Annotated in this window: 1 protein-coding gene; it reads right to left on the bottom strand. The window is 68.3% G+C overall.

Annotated elements, in window-relative coordinates; all coding sequences use genetic code 11:
• On the bottom strand, positions 1 to 725 hold a 725-nt coding region (locus HUW36_RS33795), incomplete at both ends, for an ABC transporter ATP-binding protein (protein WP_174531694.1).

The raw sequence follows: 725 nt of genomic DNA, 5'->3' as shown, positions 1-725 counted from the left end.
GGGACCTCGGTGCGGGAGCGGTCGCCGTTGACGTCGGCGTACCGGCACCGCGGATGGAACGCGCACCCCGACGGCAGATTGATCAACGACGGCGGGTTACCCGGGATCGGCACCAGGTCCGCGTCGGCGTCGCCGTGCAACGACGGCACGCTCGACAACAACCCCCACGTGTACGGATGCTGCGGCCGCCGCAACACCTGCTCCACACTGCCCTGCTCCACCGCCCGACCGCCGTACATGACCAGCACGTCGTCGGCCACCTGAGACACCACACCCAGATCGTGGGTGATCAGGATGATCGCCGACCGGAACTCCTGCTGAAGATCGCTGAGCAGGTCCAGGATCTGCGCCTGCACCGTCACGTCCAACGCCGTGGTCGGCTCATCCGCGATCAGCAGATCCGGATCGTTGACCAACGCCATCGCGATCATCGCCCGCTGCCGCATCCCCCCGGAGAACTCGTGCGGATACTGCGCGAACCGCCGCCCCGGCTGCGGAATCCCCACCCGGTCCAGCATGTCCACCGCCCGCGCACGCGCCTCCCGCTTCCCGGCCCTCGGATGATGGACCCGGTACGCCTCGGCGATCTGCTTCCCGACGGTGTAGTACGGATGCAACGCCGACAGCGGATCCTGGAAGATCATCGCCATGTCCCGACCCCGCAGCCGCCGCACCTCCTCCTCCGCCAGACCCACCAACTGACGCCCACCCACCGAGATCTCCCC

Origin of the sequence: Micromonospora maritima (genome assembly GCF_902825405.1) — a bacterium.
GTDB lineage: Bacteria > Actinomycetota > Actinomycetes > Mycobacteriales > Micromonosporaceae > Micromonospora > Micromonospora maritima.
The sequence above is the reverse complement of the archived record's forward strand: the minus strand, read 5'-3'. Positions and strand labels throughout refer to the sequence as shown.